Here is a 14,314-nt window from a genome sequence, read left to right as displayed (position 1 = left end):
CCGCCGTTTCGCGGCCGGAATTACAATATATCAAATTTACTCATGCAATGCAACAGCATTTTTTTCCAAGAAGCAATTCATTCAATCATGAACTGCTTGGCCTCCAATCAATGAGGCCGGTTTGATTCGCCGTCTTGGCGGCGGAAAGCTATAATAACACGGCCCCCGAATCCAAGCAACGCATACATTTTTCCAGTCCAAGTTCCTTGCTCATTTTACTTGCCGTTAAGTATGCACCGCTTTGAACCGCCGTATTCGCACAAAAGCTCATGCCTGAATCACGCACTCAAACGCCTACTTAAACTTCCGCCAATCGTTTGAAGAATTGTTTAGAAGATATTCAAAGTCATTGTCGAGACGCTTTTGCTCTTCTTTCCGCTTTTTCTCCGCTTCAAGCCGCTTTTGTTCTTTCTCGCGAGCTTCCCGCTCCTTTATGTCATCCGCCTGTGACTTCAGCTTTTGGAGAACATCCGGACGCAGCAAATCTTTAAGTGTTGTTGGTTTTGGCTGCTGTTCCGCTGCGGGCTGCTGTCTCACTTTCTTTTTAGCCATTCTTCTATCACCTCATCCGCTTATTATAACAAGCCAACGTTCTTTTTCCTACAACTGTACCCCCAGCCTAAAATACCTGCCCAGATAAATGCCACGTCAAAAGCCGGAAAAGCCGAGAAGAGATCGTACCTCTTCCCGGCCGGCTTCAACCTTAATTATAAGATCCATTGCACAACATCTTCGTATTCCTTACGTGTTTTCGGGCGAGGCTCTTTGGATCGGTAACCGAAGGCTACCATTACAGCCGGAGCAAGATGTCCGTCTTCAAGCAGTCCCTCTTCTTCGAGAACCCGGTGAACCTCTTTATACTGGAAGCCTTCAATCGGACACGAATCGATACCGATTTGCGCTGCGGCGGTCATCATATTGCCGAGAGCGATGTAAGTCTGCTTCACCGCCCAATCGAACATCGTCCGGTCATTCTCAAGAAGGTTCAAATCGTCCTCCATGAACGTCTTGTAACGCTGCAGCGCACCCTCGAAAATCTCGTCCGGCCATTTTTTAACGGTCTTCATATGATTCGCCAAATATTCGGTGTTATACTTCGTATCTTTAATCGTGCGGGCAAGGATCACAACATAGTGGCTAGCCGTCGGCAGCTGGCCTCTAGCACCCCAACTCACTTCACGCAGCTTTTCTCGCAGCTCGGGGTTTTGCACAACAACGAATTTCCAAGGCTCTAATCCAATAGAGCTTGGGGATAACCTAGCTGTTTCTAATATAAAACGAAAATCATCGTCTGAAATTTTCTTCGTGGGATCAAACTCTTTGGTGGCATGGCGAAAATGAAATGCCTCCAAAATCGCTTGTTTTGTTGCCTCTTTATCCATTTTCCACTACTCCTTTATCAAAAAATTAATATATATCTTTACCTCCTAGGGCCATTTAGCCGCTTAAGAGTAAGAAAACGACTAAGTGTTACTGAAAATGTAACAGTTTGACCATAGAAAAAGCTGCTCCCTTGTGATATTAACCAAGCTGAGCCGCTTTTTTAAAGAAGTCACGAAGCGTTTCGCATTTCACTATTCTTTGCAATGCTTAATCCGCTGCAAAATCGAGCTGACGGTATGTCCATTTAAATACGTCTCCAACTGCGTCTCTGCATCTAGAAATACTTCATCCATCACATGTTTTATGTTGGATGAAATCATACAAGCCTGTTCGGAATCCCCCGAGCACCAGCCGGGCTTTAGGGTACCGCATGACACAGCCCGGTATACTTGCCCTAAGGTCACTTCGTCCGGATTGCAATCCAAAATATAGCCGCCGCCAATTCCTTCTTTGGTTTTGACAAATCCGTTCTTCCGTAAGCAGCTCATTACTTTCCGGATCCGTGCGGGATGCGTGCAGACATTTTCGGCAATCGTTTCGCTGGTAGCCATTTGACCAGGAATATAAGTCAGAAAAACGAGGCTATGGACTGCAATTATAAATTCACTGTTCACTGCGTTCAGTATCCTCTCGGCAAGGTTACTGTAATTTTATTCTATACAGTTAATGAAGTCAACCTCGTCACTGAATAAAAACCTCATTTTGTACCACGACGGGTACGGAATAGAAATGCTCCCCACGAGTCAAATTAAGCCAATATAAGACAAAGGAGGATCGAAGGTGGAATCTGCATCAACCGTTAAGCAATTCACAAATGTGCTGCAGGCCAATGTGGACAGCATCGCCTCCGCGTTTCATCATCCCTTAAATCAGGACTTTGTAGTAAGGAATTTTCATATTCCTGCTTTAGGTATCCAGGCATCTGCTCTATATTTGATCGGAATGGCGGACACTAAACAGCTTGAAAAGCAAGTGATTAGGCCGCTGCTGGATGCTTCCACTATAAAGCATCATGAACGTTCCGATTCATTAACGATGCTGAAAACCAAGCTTCTTACTGCGGCTTCTGTACATAGGATCACCGATTCGGAGCAGGCGGTTGATCAAATTATTAAAGGAAACACGCTGCTTTTGATCGAGGGCACGCCGGAGGCGCTCTATATCGAAACTACAGGCTTCGAGCATCGAGCCGTGGAAAAGCCAATTAATGAAAACGTACTGAAAGGTCCCCAAGAGGGATTTATTGAATCCGGCACCGTAAACCGTTCCTTAATCCGCAAACAGCTGCGCGATGCCAGTCTTGTCACCGAATACGTGAACATCGGCGATCGGTCAATGACCCAAGTATCCGTATTGTATATAAAAGATTTGGCGGACGATAAAATTGTGGAGAAGGTCAAGGGTCGAATTCGGCAAATCCAAGCGGATAGCATCCAGTCTTTATCCATCCTGGAGCAGCATATTGAGGATCGGCCCTATTCGCTTATTCCGACTGTACTTTGGACGGAACGCCCGGATCGGGCAGCCTCCTTCTTGCTTGAAGGGCATGTCGTGCTGATCATGGACAGCTCCCCAGCCTGCTTAGTTGCACCCGTGACCTTCTGGTCGTTCTTTCATACCGCAGAGGATATGTATGAACGATGGGCTTTCGGTAATTTTATACGCTTTATCCGTTTAGTCGCCTTCTTTGTTGCGATGCTGACACCGTCCATCTATGTGGCTGTGACAAACTATCACATTGAAATGCTGCCTACCGACCTGCTCTTGGCGATTGCGGCTACAAGAGAAAAGGTTCCGTTTCCGGCAATTATAGAGGTTTTCTTCATGGAGCTTTCGTTCGAGCTTCTCCGGGAGGCGGGAGTACGTGTACCCACCCCGATTGGTCCGACGATCGGCATCGTCGGCGCCTTAATCCTAGGACAAGCAGCTGTAGACGCCAATATCATTAGCCCGATTCTTGTTATCGTAGTTGCATTGACCGGACTTTCTTCCTTCGCGATCCCAAACATCAGCTTTAGCTTTCTTATTCGCATTACCCGTTTCATTTTTCTAGGATTCGCAGCACTAATGGGTTTTTTCGGAATTACACTCTTTTTAACAGCAGCCATCGCCTATATGAGCACAATCAAATCATTCGGTGTTCCTTTCCTGTCACCGCTAGCGCCGCACGAGCGCTCCTCCAAGGACTTAATCGCACGACCTCAGGTTTGGCGTCACTGGATTCGGTCGATGTCTACCCATCCTAAGGACCCGTTTAGGAAAAAGAAACCATAGGAGGACCTTGCTGTTTATGAAGCTGAGCGACGGCAAAATCGGCATTCGTGAATGTACGACGGTCATTATAATGATGATGGGAATCAAATTTTCCGATACAACCCCGGCACTCTTGTTTCAAGAGGGGAAAAATGCAGCATGGACCATACCGCTTATAAACGGGGCTGTCATGCTGCTCCCTCTCTTATGCTTACTCCAGCTCGTAAAAAAGCACAAGGATAAAGGGCTGATCGACATCATCTATCAGTTGACCGGTAAATACTGCGGATTCTTGATTAGCGCCGCCTTGTTTATCGTTTCTCTTATCGCTACCGCATTTAACAGCCGAAGCTACGCAGACATCATGGGCACGTTATTTTATCCGACCACGCCGCTCATTTTAATATACGTCCTTATTATCGGCTTCAGCTGCTACGTTGCTGTAACCGGAATCGAAGGAATTAGCCGTACCGCTTATATTACAATTCCATATATTTTGTTAACTACATTCGTATTGATTTTTTCTTTAGTGGACGAGCTGGAATGGAAATACTTGTTTCCACTGGCAGGACCGGGTATCCCCGTGCTGCTCAAAGAAGGTATCATGAAAAGCTCCCTCTTCGGAGATATCCTATACGTGGCGGTATTATTTCCGTTTGTAAGGAATTACCGGGATTTTAAGATTTCAAGCTACATCAGTTTTCTTTTTTCCATTGGAGCACTTGCGTTATTTTTAGCCGTTTACATTATGGTGTTTGATACACCGGGAGTGGAATTGATCGCATTTCATTATCAGGAAATAACGAGGTTTGTCAAAATCGGCGAGTTTTTCACAAACACGGAAGCTTTTTTCCTTATTTTTTGGGTCGTTGCCTCGATTGTTCATTTCGCCGTATATCTATTTATTACAACGATCATCTTTTCTCAAATGATTGGAGTCCATAAGTACAAGCCGCTCTTGGCTCCTATAGCTGGCCTAGTGGTCGCAATCGGTTTAGTTCCGGAAAATTATGTCCAAGCCATATTCATTGGAAGAAGCACTCTTCTCGATGTAAGCTCATTCTTTTTAATCATGCTTCCTCCACTTTTATGGATTCTTAGCCTATTAAGAAGGGGGACGAGCCCGTGAAAAGAATACGAGCGATGGCCACCGTTTTCCTTGCGTTATCCGCGATCGTAAGCGGCTGCTACGATCAAGCTCAGATGGAAGAGCAGGCTTTTGCAATGTCCATCGGAATTGACAAAGGAAAGAACGGAACGGTGCTTGTTACTTATCAAATCGGGAATCCCCAGGTCGGCTCCTCGGATAAAGCTCAGGCTGAAGGAGAGCCCGCATCGGAAATTGTATCCCTGCCTGCTCCGGATGTGTTAACCGCGCGAGATCTTGCAAATATTTCGGTTGCTCGCAACATTACCTTTTCACATACTAAGGTTCTTGTGATCAGCGAAGAGCTGGCTTCCAGTGATCATTTCTTAAATATTATGAAATCAGTCATACGCGATCGGCAAATTCGCAGAGAGATGGTCCTGATCATTTCAAAAGAAAAGGCATCCGAGTTTATAAGAGGCGTGAACCCCGCATTGGAGACGAGGCCGCATAAATTTTATGACTTAATGCAAAAACGGTGGAGACAAACAGGACTTGTTCCCATTTCGACCCTAAGCAATTTCTATACCTATACACAGGCCGACGCAGAGCTTTACCTGGCTATTTATGCCACAACGAAAACCGATCCTAAGAAGCCTCGCCAAGAGGATGAATATATAGCAGGCGAGGTCCAGATGAAGCAGCCTAACCCGGTGCAGGCGATTGGCTCCGCTGTGATTAAAGAGGGTAAAATGGTCGGAACGATGACCGGTGAGGAAACTCGAGCCGCTATGCTGCTGCAGCCGAACTCGAAGGTGGAGCAAATGTTTGTCACCTACAGTGACCCGCTGCATCCGGACTTTCTCGTGTCCGCCCGATTGCTAAAACAGGACCCGACCAAGGTTCGAATTAACGTAAATAGTGAGCCGATGGAAATCAAAGCAGAGGTGCCTGTCGTAATGGAGATCATCTCGATCCCCAGCTTTGAAAATTACGTAACCGATTTTAGTAAGCAAAAGCTGCTGAAAGAGCATATCGAAACACAGTTGGAAAAGAAAGCGGAAGGCTATGTGCGCCGCAGCCAAAAGGAATTTCAAGGCGAGCCCTATCATTGGTCGCTGGAGGCGCGCCGGCAGTTTTGGACCCTACAGCAGTACAAGCAATTTGATTGGATGGAAAAATACAGCTCTGCTCATGTAACGATCTCTTATGATGTTACTTTACAGCGGTTTGGCAAGCAGCTTCACCCGCTTAATCCTGCAAAGATAAAGGATTGATAAGGACCAATGTCACTCTTCTATTTGCTTGGCTACGTTGTCCTATTTCTTTACACCGTTAAGCATGGATGGTCCGTTTGGAAACAAGAATCGAGGCTCGCAGGCGCTTCCATCATCATGCTGGCGGGCTGCATTCTTCTGCTGCCGATTTGGCTGTATTTAGCGAAATGATCGCCATTGATGGTTTTAGCTGGAATCAGGGGAATGACAAAACCGGCCTTCAAGAGAAGGCCGGCCATCGATGCATCGTTTCGTTTTGTTTATGCCGCAAACGCCCGGCATTCTTGCGCGCAATGCAGGCAAACTTGGCTGCAGTGCTGTGAGTGCTGATCCCGGAAGCGCGCGCACTCTCTGCCGCACATTTCACAAATGTAGGCGCATACCCCTGCGATCATTTTGGCAAATCCACTGTTGCGGGATAGGAAGCACGCTGTTTCAGCACAGATAGAAGCGCAATCACGAAGCAATTGGATTTGTGTCGTGCGTGCCTGAACGTCAGGGTAAGAAAGCAGCATGGTGATCATTTGTTCACAAGTAGCGGCGCAATCATTGACGGTTTGCAGCAAGCTCGGCTCCATAGCCGTCTTTGGAGTGTAATACATATGGGGCACTCGGATTCCTCCCGAAATAAGTATGATCACCCCAGCATACGCCTAGATCACCGCAATAATGCCAGTACCTAAATTATTTTCCAGTTTCTACAAACCGTTCGATGCGTGAGCGAATGGAATCTCGAACCTCACGGAACTTTGCACTAATTTCTTCCTCCGTACCGGTCGCCTTCGCCGGATCGTCAAAGCCCCAATGCCACTTGATTGCCTTCGGATTGATAACGGCAGGACAGTGCTCATCGGCATGTCCGCAAAGGGTAATGACATAGTCCGCACGATTCAGCAGCTCCGGATCAATCACATCGGAAGTATGGCCGGAAATATCAACTCCCGCTTCCTTCATGATTTGCACCGCCCGCGGGTTCAGTCCATGAGCCTCAAGACCGGCGCTCCGGACTTCGTACCGGTCCCCGCCAAATTTTTTCAGAAACCCGTCGGCAATCTGGCTCCGGCAAGAGTTCCCTGTACAAAGAAAATAAACAAGCTTTTTTTCCATGGAAGAAGCTCTCCTTTTGTTATGAAATGATCGTTAACCATACATAAAGTCCTGTTAATGTAATGATCAGTGTAGGAACCGTTAATACAATTCCCATTTTAAAATAGTACCCCCAGCCGATCTTCACGCCTTTCTTTACCAGAACATGAAGCCATAGCAGGGTAGCCAGCGAGCCGATCGGAGTAATTTTCGGACCCAAATCAGAACCGATTACATTAGCGTATATCAAAGCCTCTTTGGTAACGCCTTGAATCCCGCTCGCATCGATCGCCAGCGCATCGATCATCACGGTGGGCATATTGTTCATAACGGACGACAGCAGCGCAGCGATAAAGCCCATGCCCATCGTTGCGGCGTATAATCCTCCCCCCGACACCTCGCGGATCAGATCGCCCAGCACATCCGTCAAGCCCGCGTTGCGCAGACCATAAACGACCACGTACATGCCAATGGAAAACACGACGACTGCCCATGGAGCATCCTGAATGACACGCTTTGTATCGATGACACCGGTTGCTTTCGCAGCAACCACAAAGATAATCGCAGCTAGACCGGCGATTAAAGAAATAGGCAGCGACAGCCACTCACTTGTAAAATAAGCAGCGAGCAATAGGGCTAAAATTACCCACGACAGACGGAACAGCCGCATATCCTTGATCGCTTCTTTCGGTTCGCGGACCTTGCGATCATCGTATCGCACCGGAATCTTTTTTCTAAAGAACAAATAAAGAACCGCTAAGCTTGCCAATAAGGAAAATAAATTCGGTACGAGCATCCGGCTTGCGTACTCGGCAAACCCAATGCCGAAATAGTCCGCAGATACGATGTTTACAAGATTGCTAATGACAAAGGGCAGCGAGGTGGTGTCTGCGATAAAACCGCTCGCCATAATAAAGGGCAGCACCATTTGTTCTTCAAAACGCAGGGCGCGCACCATGGCCAAGACAATTGGCGTTAAAATAAGGGCGGCCCCGTCATTTGCAAATAAAGCCGATACAGCAGCTCCGAGGAGAATCACATAAACAAACATAAGGACTCCGCTGCCCTTGGCAAGTCTGGCCATATGCAGTGCAGACCACTCAAAGAAACCGACCTCGTCCAAAATTAACGAGATGAGAATAATGCCGACGAACGCAATCGTTGCATTCCAAACGATTCCGGTTACGGTCCACACATCCCCCCAAGATACTACGCCGAAAAGCAGCGCAAGCAAGGCCCCGCCCATCGCGGAGTAACCGATGCCCAGCCCTTTCGGCTGCCAAATTACAAACGTTAATGTGACGATAAAAATCGCCGCGGCTAATGCAGCCATACATCCTCCTTCATGCTTCTCTTATTGACAACAATCATTTTTCAGCTGCTCCACCTGCTGCTGCATGGACGGCGCAAATTCCAAGGCGGCTTTAATATGCGGTTTATCTTCTAATGTCAACGAATAATAAACCCATTGGCCTTTGCGTGTTTCTGTAACGAGGCCGGCTGCCTTTAATTTTCGCAAATGCTGGCTGACACCCGGCTGTGATATGCCCAGAATGTCCACTAAATCGTACACGCACAGCTCCCTGACCTTAAGGCTTGCCAAAATGGTAAGCCTCGACTTATCGCCAAGCATCTTATACTGCTCCGACATGTCGGCAAGCTTCTCTCCCTTTGCTTGATTTTCTTCGATGCCTTTCTCCTCCGTTCTCCACAATATTCATACTGAATGATATTATCATATAATTATTTGATTATATGTCAAGAAGTAAAACACCCCGAAGCTTACTGCTTTGGGGTGGCCTGCTTTACGTTAATAACAATTTCATCCCCGTGATGGTACACTTCGTCTAATCCTGCGTGCACAACCCAGTGGCTGCTGCTCATTTCCACGGTATAATGAATTTCTTTTCCTTGATACTGAACGTTTACGATGCGTCCTCGCAGACCGTCAGCTCCAGGTTCCATCTCGTCCAGCCTGCTTATCCGCAGCTGATCGGGCCTCGCGGGGAACAGCCCCTTCTCTCTCAGCAGCGGCGAAACGTCGCCTCCATACCATACGGGCTGTGCTCCGTCCACCGCTTTTGGCCGAAAGAGCGAACCCTCCCACTGGCCCTCCACCATATTCGCTTTACCGACAAACTGAGCTACAAATTCTGTGGCGGGTGTTAAATAGACGTCCCGTGGAGTACCAACCTGCTCGATCCTTCCGTTGTTCATGACGACGACCTGATCGGCCATCGCCATCGCTTCGGATTGATCATGTGTAACATAAACGATCGATGCTCCGCTTAGTCGATGCAGGTTCTGGATCTCGCGGCGCATGTCGTGACGCAGCATGGCGTCAAGGCTCGACAGCGGCTCATCCATAAGCAGCAGCGATGGCTCGGCGGCTACTGCGCGGGCAAAGGCGACGCGCTGCTTTTGACCGCCCGACAGCTCATGCGGCATTCGATTTTCCAAATGGGCGAGTCCGACCATCTCCAGCACTTCCGCAATGCGCTGCTGATCGGAAGCGCCGGAGCCTCCGCCGGCGGCCATCCGTTTGCGCTGATGGCGAAGCGGATAACGCACATGCTCGCCCACGCACAAATGCGGCCAAAGTGCAAACGATTGAAACACCATACCGATATGTCTTTGTTCCGGCGGAACAAGCTGTCCCGCCTTTCCAACCGTTATTCCGCCAATTCGGATTTCTCCGCTTGTCGGTTCGTCAAAGCCGGCCAGCAAGCGGAGAAGTGTTGTTTTTCCGCAACCTGACGGACCCAAAATCGCAACAAATTGTCCCTCTTCAATCGTCAGCTGAATTCCTTTCAAGACTTCAACTGCGTCATACCGCTTCGTCACTTGGATCATTTCAGTGCTCATGACGTCCCTCTCTTTTCTTTGCCGCCTGTTCAATCCGCTCAAAAATAATCAGTCCCAGCAAAATCATACCAACGATTACACTGGAGAGCGCTGCGGAATGTGTCGTGTTGCCGGCCTGCTCAAAATTGAAAATAACGACCCCGATCGTCTCCGTGCCGGAAGACCAAAGCAAGGACGAGACCGTTAATTCTGTAAGCGCAGTTAGAAAGACCAGTACTGCACCTGCAGCTAAACCCGGCAGCGTCAACGGAATGAGGATCCGGCGCCAAGTGGTGAGGCGTCCGGCGCCGCTTATCCTTGAAGCCTCCTCAACCGAACGGTCCACCTGCATAAAAGCAGACATACTGCTGCGTACCTGCAAAATCATGAACCGGATTACATAGGCGATAAACAAAATGCTCATACTGCCATAGATTCCCGGATTCCAGCCCGGAATCGGCTCAATCCAAGTTAAAATCATGGCGAGGCTAAAGACGATACCCGGCAGCGCGTAGGGCAAGCTGATGGCAAGCTCAAGAAAACGCGAAGCCGCCCCGGGACGCTTTAACCGGTAATACGCAAACAAAGTTCCGGCCGCCAAGCAGATCACGACGGTTACCAGCGATAAAGTCAGACTGTTGGCGATAGCCTGCTTCGCTTTCATGTTGTCCAGCAGCACGAAGCGATAATGCTCCAAGGTCATATTGCTGTAAGAAAACGGAAGGCCGTACGCCCGCTTTAACGAAGTCATGACCATAGACACCAGCGGCAAAAACGTGATAACCGCTAAAAACCCCCATACGGCCGACGTATAAAGCTTCGCTCGCTTTCCGAGCGTGAAACGCGGCGCCATATCCTCGGCGGCCGTTTCCGAAGCCTTCGACCTGCGGACAAGCAGCCACTGCACGAAGGTTCCGCCGATGGCGATGATGCCGAGCACCACAGAGAGCGCCGAGCTTCGGGCAAACGCCGAAGGCCCGAAGCCGACGATCTGCTCGTAAATGAACGTGCTGAGCACTGTAATGTTAGCCGGGATTCCTAGAAACGCGGGAATCCCGAAATTATCGAGGCTGGCCAGGAAGGCAAGCAGCCCTCCCGCCGCAATTCCCGGCAGCGCAAGCGGCAGCGTCACCTCGCGAAAGGTCGCCCAGCGGGATGCTCCGCTCGCCCGGCTCGCCCATTCCAGCTCGCGGGGAATGCGGCGCAGCACGCCGACCGTGAGCAAATACACTAATGGGAAGTGATGGATTCCCATAACAAATATAATGCCGCCATAGCTGTACATGCTCCAGGGCATCGCCTCTTCCGAAAACAATCGCAGAATCGACGCAACCGGTCCCTGCGAGCCCATAAATGATGTCCAAGCGAGTGTAACCACATAAGAAGGAAGAATGAACGAGAGCAGCACAACCAAATGCAGCCATGATTTCCGCTTCATATCGCTGTATGCCATCAACCATGCTGCCCCAATACCAAGCAGCAGCGAAACAAGGGTAGAACCGGCTACAATCCATACCGTAGATAGCAGCGTCCTCCACGTTCGCGGCTCCCGCAGTAAATCGGCGTAATGCTTTAGTCCAAGCCCCGCTTCCGTTTGAAAGCTCATAACCATTAATTTAAAAATCGGAACGAGAAACAGTGCTGCAATAGAAAGCCCTGCAATTCCCAGCAGCACTTTGTTCAGCGGATGGCCGGAGGATAAAGAAAGGGCGCGGGAGAACGCCCCCGCCCCTTTTCTTTGAACCTCGTTCCTTTGGAGATTCATATTGGATTGCTTCATCGTCGTCTATACGCGTCCTAACTAAGATTATTGGCCGAACACATCGGTAAACTGCTTCTTGTCCTGCTCGCGTGCTTCCACAAGCTTCGTAATATCCCCTTCAAGCACCTTCATATCCGAGATCGACTTCAAGCCTTGCGGAGGCTGAACACCTTTGCGGATCGGAGTGTAACCAATCTCTGCAGCAAGCTTTTGGCCTTCTTCCGACAGCACATAGTCTACAAATGCTTTAGCCGCCGCCTCATTATCCGTGCCGTTCAAGATCCCTACCGGCTCGGTAATAAGCGGAACGCCTTCCTTCGGATACACAAGCTCCACCGGAGAACCCTTCGCCTTTTCACGCGGAACAAGGAAGTCGACAACCATTGCATATGATTTTTCACCGGAAGCAACCGCCTTGAGCACAGCCCCGTTTCCTTTTACGACAGACATTTCATTGGATTTCAGACCTTTGAAGAAGTCCCAGCCGAAGCCGTCCGTGCGAGTCATAACGCCCACATTATATGCTGCAGCACCGGAATAAAGCGGGCTTGGCATAATGCTCTTTCCCTTGCTTTCCGCCTCCGTCAACACCTTCCAAGAATCCGGGAGTGCTTTTACCTTCTGTGTATTCACCGCAAGAACTGTAGCCATCACCTTCGTTCCGGTGTACATTCCGTCCGGATCGGCAAGGTTTGCAGGGATGCTCGCCAATTCCGGCGATTTATACGAAAGCAGCAGCTTCTGCTGCTTCAATGATTCAAACGTAACCGAATCCGCTACCAGAAGAACGTCGGCCTGCACGCTGCCCGCCTGCTTCTCCGCCTGCAGCTTTGCAATGACCTCCTCCGTTCCAGAACGGAACGTTTCTACCTTTACATCCGGGTATTTCTTATTAAATGCGGTTACCAGCTTGGTCGCATCCTCTTCCGGCTGCGAAGTATAGAACGATAAAGTTCCTTTCACGCTCGCTTTCGCATCCGCAGGAGCGTTTGACTTCTCCGTTTGCGCTGCATTAGCGCCGCCTGCCGTCCCTTGTGCGTCTTTCGGGCTGACCGTCGTTTCCGATGTGCCGCAGCCACCAAGCATTACCGCTACAATACAAGCCATTGAAAAGGGAACCCATTTTTGATTGCGCATGAAATATTCCTCCGTCTACTAGGTTTCGTCCTATGAACTAGGGACATTGTAACCCTAGTCTATTAACACTATGTAAATCGAGGTTCATGGTTTTGTAAAAAAAGTAGAAGCTTCTAATCAAAGTTAACTATCCTATGGAAGCTCTAATTGTAATCCCGTTGAATTTAAGTTGAAAAGAGAACAAACGAATGCCCCTTCTATTTGTAAACCGGATACCAATTATCCAATATTAACAAAAAACAAACAACAAGTTGATGCTCTTTTAACAATTTGTTGTTAGTTTTTAAGTGAAGATGTCTATATCTTAAGGAAGATAATTAAGAATTTCACATCCTTTATCTATTTAAGCTCCAATGAACTCTAGACATCAAGAGAGAAATAAACATCCATGGATAGTAAAAAAATGATCTTTCGGTAGAGTCCAAACGAGAGAGGCTATTTGTTGGAATATGGATGTTCTTCAAGCTGGCGCCGCTTGATCAACATAAATCTAATTACACGTCAGGTGGGATTGTATTGTTTAAGAGAGCTTGTTTGCTTGTCGCTATCGTTGCTATGTTTGTCACTTCCTTCGCCGGCACTTCCTCTGCATACAACAGCAATAACTGGATGGGCTCGCTCAGCAACAGCACTTCTCTAACCGCTCTTTCGATTCCCGGAACACATGATTCCGGTGCCTTGTACGAGTCGATTTACGGTACAGCCAAAAATCAGGACCTCACGATCGCTCAGCAGCTGTCTATCGGCGTACGCTATCTTGATATTCGCACGAGACACTACCAGAACGCCTTCACCATTCACCATGGCGCAGTTTATCAAAATCAGAACTTTGACGACGTACTGAATGCGGTAATTTCGTTCCTGAACGCGAATCCAACGGAAACTGTCATTATGAGCGTGAAAGAAGAACACACTGCAGCGGAAAATACACGTTCGTACGAAGAGACCTTTAATTCGTATGTAAACAAAAATCCGAGCAAATGGTTCATGTCGAACCGGGTCCCTACCCTTGGCGAAGCCAGAGGAAAAATCGTTCTTCTTCGCAGATTTGATGCTGCCCAGCTTCCCAAAGGCATCGACGCTACTGCATGGAAGGAAAATACCACTTTCACTATCCAAAACGCAGCAAGCCTTAAAATCCAAGATTATTACAAAGTGACGGATAAGAACAAAAAGTGGACCGACATTCAGAACATGTACAACGAAGCCAATTCCGCGAACCCTACCTGGCTGTACATTAACTACACCAGCGGCTATAGCCCAGGCTTGTTCGGAATTCCTAACATTCGCACCATTAAGGATGAGATCAATCCGAAGGTAAGCCAATTCTTTACCGTGAATACGCGCGGTCGTTTTGGCATCTCTGCAATGGACTTTATTACGAGCGAGCATGCTTCGAAGATCATAGCAACCAACTTTTAATATGGTTCGTAAAAAAAGAACGCAGGAGACGGTGATTCAAATCACTATCTCCTGTGTTTCTGC

At 48.3% G+C, this 14,314-nt stretch carries 15 protein-coding genes; 5 read left to right on the top strand and 10 right to left on the bottom strand.

The genetic code is table 11. From position 1 onward, the window contains the following. Positions 1-294: 294 nt before the first annotated feature. The 3 genes from GQS10_RS17955 to GQS10_RS17945 all read right to left on the bottom strand — a co-directional run bounded on the left by GQS10_RS17955 (position 295) and on the right by GQS10_RS17945 (position 1,997). Positions 295-552: a YqkE family protein gene (locus tag GQS10_RS17955; RefSeq protein ID WP_166244743.1), complete on the bottom strand. Its 258-nt coding sequence runs from the start codon at positions 550-552 to the stop codon at positions 295-297. Between the two features lie 155 nt (positions 553-707). Further along, entirely contained in the window at positions 708-1,382 is a 675-nt protein-coding gene (locus tag GQS10_RS17950; protein WP_166244728.1) for an NAD(P)H-dependent oxidoreductase, read from the bottom strand. A gap of 192 nt (positions 1,383-1,574) precedes the next feature. Next, a complete protein-coding gene (locus GQS10_RS17945; RefSeq protein WP_166244726.1) occupies positions 1,575-1,997 on the bottom strand; it encodes an Rrf2 family transcriptional regulator in 423 nt (140 codons plus the stop codon). A gap of 166 nt (positions 1,998-2,163) precedes the next feature. Between GQS10_RS17945 and GQS10_RS17940 the strand changes: the two genes are divergently transcribed. The 4 genes from GQS10_RS17940 (at position 2,164) to GQS10_RS17925 (ending at position 6,323) form a co-directional block, all read left to right on the top strand. Next, positions 2,164-3,657 (top strand): spore germination protein, encoded by a 1,494-nt coding sequence (locus GQS10_RS17940; RefSeq protein WP_166244723.1) that lies wholly within the window; start codon positions 2,164-2,166, stop codon positions 3,655-3,657. A gap of 16 nt (positions 3,658-3,673) precedes the next feature. Next, the gene (locus tag GQS10_RS17935) at positions 3,674-4,765 is read left to right on the top strand and encodes a GerAB/ArcD/ProY family transporter (protein ID WP_166244714.1); all 1,092 of its coding nucleotides are present in this window, start codon (positions 3,674-3,676) and stop codon (positions 4,763-4,765) included. Next, a complete protein-coding gene (locus GQS10_RS17930) occupies positions 4,762-6,000 on the top strand; it encodes a Ger(x)C family spore germination protein (RefSeq protein ID WP_166244712.1) in 1,239 nt (412 codons plus the stop codon). Before GQS10_RS17935 ends, GQS10_RS17930 begins: the two co-directional genes overlap by 4 nt. A 68-nt stretch (positions 6,001-6,068) precedes the next feature. Continuing rightward, the gene (locus GQS10_RS17925; protein WP_166244710.1) at positions 6,069-6,323 is read left to right on the top strand and encodes a hypothetical protein; all 255 of its coding nucleotides are present in this window, start codon (positions 6,069-6,071) and stop codon (positions 6,321-6,323) included. On the opposite strand, the gene GQS10_RS23850 is transcribed toward GQS10_RS17925, so the two are convergent. From GQS10_RS23850 to GQS10_RS17895, 7 genes are all read right to left on the bottom strand, one after another. Next, entirely contained in the window at positions 6,261-6,515 is a 255-nt protein-coding gene (locus tag GQS10_RS23850) for a four-helix bundle copper-binding protein (RefSeq protein ID WP_481850126.1), read from the bottom strand. The genes GQS10_RS17925 and GQS10_RS23850 overlap by 63 nt on opposite strands. Before the next feature lie 169 nt (positions 6,516-6,684). Next, positions 6,685-7,107, bottom strand: a complete 423-nt coding sequence (gene arsC, locus GQS10_RS17920; RefSeq protein WP_166244708.1) for an arsenate reductase (thioredoxin) — start codon at positions 7,105-7,107, stop codon at positions 6,685-6,687. A gap of 19 nt (positions 7,108-7,126) precedes the next feature. After that, positions 7,127-8,419 (bottom strand): arsenic transporter, encoded by a 1,293-nt coding sequence (locus GQS10_RS17915; RefSeq protein ID WP_166244707.1) that lies wholly within the window; start codon positions 8,417-8,419, stop codon positions 7,127-7,129. Positions 8,420-8,440: 21 nt separating this feature from the next. Next, positions 8,441-8,737, bottom strand: coding sequence for an ArsR/SmtB family transcription factor (locus GQS10_RS17910; protein ID WP_166244766.1), 297 nt, complete (start codon positions 8,735-8,737; stop codon positions 8,441-8,443). Between the two features lie 131 nt (positions 8,738-8,868). Beyond that, positions 8,869-9,951, bottom strand: coding sequence for an ABC transporter ATP-binding protein (locus tag GQS10_RS17905; RefSeq protein WP_166244705.1), 1,083 nt, complete (start codon positions 9,949-9,951; stop codon positions 8,869-8,871). After that, positions 9,941-11,695, bottom strand: a complete 1,755-nt coding sequence (locus GQS10_RS17900; protein ID WP_243735246.1) for an ABC transporter permease — start codon at positions 11,693-11,695, stop codon at positions 9,941-9,943. Before GQS10_RS17900 ends, GQS10_RS17905 begins: the two co-directional genes overlap by 11 nt. Before the next feature lie 42 nt (positions 11,696-11,737). After that, positions 11,738-12,829, bottom strand: coding sequence for an ABC transporter substrate-binding protein (locus tag GQS10_RS17895; RefSeq protein ID WP_243735245.1), 1,092 nt, complete (start codon positions 12,827-12,829; stop codon positions 11,738-11,740). Between the two features lie 516 nt (positions 12,830-13,345). On the opposite strand from GQS10_RS17895, the gene GQS10_RS17890 reads away from it, so the two are divergent. Then, positions 13,346-14,251, top strand: coding sequence for a phosphatidylinositol-specific phospholipase C (locus tag GQS10_RS17890; protein ID WP_166244701.1), 906 nt, complete (start codon positions 13,346-13,348; stop codon positions 14,249-14,251). Positions 14,252-14,314: the final 63 nt, after the last annotated feature.

The organism is Paenibacillus turpanensis (genome assembly GCF_011421635.1).
Taxonomy (GTDB): domain Bacteria; phylum Bacillota; class Bacilli; order Paenibacillales; family YIM-B00363; genus Paenibacillus_AK; species Paenibacillus_AK turpanensis.
This window is presented reverse-complemented; position numbering and strand designations above follow the sequence as displayed.

Bases quoted from the DNA above. Each gene is read 5' to 3' on its own strand.
- GQS10_RS17955 (WP_166244743.1), bottom strand. From the start codon at position 552: ATGGCTAAAAAGAAAGTGAGACAGCAGCCCGCAGCGGAACAGCAGCCA.
- GQS10_RS17950 (WP_166244728.1), bottom strand. From the start codon at position 1,382: ATGGATAAAGAGGCAACAAAACAAGCGATTTTGGAGGCATTTCATTTT.
- GQS10_RS17935 (WP_166244714.1), top strand. From the start codon at position 3,674: ATGAAGCTGAGCGACGGCAAAATCGGCATTCGTGAATGTACGACGGTC.
- GQS10_RS17925 (WP_166244710.1), top strand. From the start codon at position 6,069: ATGGTCCGTTTGGAAACAAGAATCGAGGCTCGCAGGCGCTTCCATCAT.
- GQS10_RS23850 (WP_481850126.1), bottom strand. From the start codon at position 6,515: ATGCTGCTTTCTTACCCTGACGTTCAGGCACGCACGACACAAATCCAA.
- arsC (WP_166244708.1), bottom strand. From the start codon at position 7,107: ATGGAAAAAAAGCTTGTTTATTTTCTTTGTACAGGGAACTCTTGCCGG.
- GQS10_RS17915 (WP_166244707.1), bottom strand. From the start codon at position 8,419: ATGGCTGCATTAGCCGCGGCGATTTTTATCGTCACATTAACGTTTGTA.
- GQS10_RS17910 (WP_166244766.1), bottom strand. From the start codon at position 8,737: ATGTCGGAGCAGTATAAGATGCTTGGCGATAAGTCGAGGCTTACCATT.
- GQS10_RS17905 (WP_166244705.1), bottom strand. From the start codon at position 9,951: ATGAGCACTGAAATGATCCAAGTGACGAAGCGGTATGACGCAGTTGAA.
- GQS10_RS17900 (WP_243735246.1), bottom strand. From the start codon at position 11,695: ATGAATCTCCAAAGGAACGAGGTTCAAAGAAAAGGGGCGGGGGCGTTC.
- GQS10_RS17895 (WP_243735245.1), bottom strand. From the start codon at position 12,829: ATGCGCAATCAAAAATGGGTTCCCTTTTCAATGGCTTGTATTGTAGCG.